Annotated in this window: 1 protein-coding gene; it reads left to right on the top strand. The window is 37.8% G+C overall.

The window, feature by feature from the left end; translation table 11 throughout:
* Nucleotides 1-227 precede the first annotated feature (227 nt).
* Nucleotides 228-1,109 (top strand): DDE-type integrase/transposase/recombinase (locus CLV95_RS18550; protein ID WP_107695067.1); only part of this gene is annotated, 882 nt, incomplete at its 3' end.

Raw genomic sequence — 1,109 nt, forward strand, 5'->3', positions numbered from 1 at the left:
TCGGAATCGGCGGTGCACTGTTTTTATTTTAGGAAAACTAAGTCCCGGTGGAAATGAGTATTTAACTTTTAAAATTAGAATATCACATTATTTTTATGTTCTTTTTATTTTTTTCTTTACAAAACTTCCTTATTAATTGTTTCCTGCAAAATCATGAAAACGAAATGTATCAAAATTAAAAACTCGTATCACACCACACCGCCCTTGTTCTCAAAGCGCAATTAGGAATGTTATCTAAAAAGGAAAGATCCCGTATTCCGGACTCGACTTTCTCCGATTGGAAAAAACGGAATCTCTCTTTAGTCGTCGGGTTTACCGAAGATGATCCCGCTCATTTTAAAGACGAAGTCTACAGAAAGATTTCGGAAAGTAAAACCTTCAAAAAAACTCTTTCCGCTCTTCTTTTAGTTTTTCAATTCTACTTCTTCTTAACGGAAAACATGCGAGGAAAAAGAAGAATTTGGAGCGAACAAAAGAAAAACATCGTTTTCATTGTTACAAGAATCTCTCCTCTCATCGGTATCAAAGCCGCTTGCAAGCTTTTGAAGATCTCTTCACAACGTTTTTATCGTTGGAAAAACGAGATTCACTGTTTCACTTCTACTTTTAATCTTTGTAGAAAATTATATCCCAAGCAACTCACTTCCAAAGAGCAAACGATCATTGCAGAATATCTTAAAAAACCGGAGCTTCAACATTGGCCTCTACGATCCGTCTTCTATCAAATGTTAAACGACTCTCAGGCTTTTATGAATTTAAGCACCTTTTACAAGTATGCTCGGGCTTTAAGACCGGATTTCAAACGTTTCCGGAAACCGAAACAAAGAATCGGGATTCGTGCTTCTTCTCCTTTAACTCTTCTTCATATGGATACTACCATCTTACGCGTGCAAGACGGCTCTAAGGCTTACATTCACTTCATCATGGACAATTTTTCCCGTACGATTCTCGGATGGAAAGCTTCACTGGAATGGAACGCAAAGAATACGGTTTCAAATCTGAAAGAAGTTTGCGAAAAATTCAATCTCTTTCACAAACCTATCCGTCTGCTTTGCGATGACGGTTCCGAAAATCAAGGTGCGGTCAACGGTTTCTTAGACCAGCCCAAT

Source organism: Leptospira borgpetersenii serovar Javanica (genome assembly GCF_003046425.1).
Taxonomy (GTDB): domain Bacteria; phylum Spirochaetota; class Leptospiria; order Leptospirales; family Leptospiraceae; genus Leptospira; species Leptospira borgpetersenii.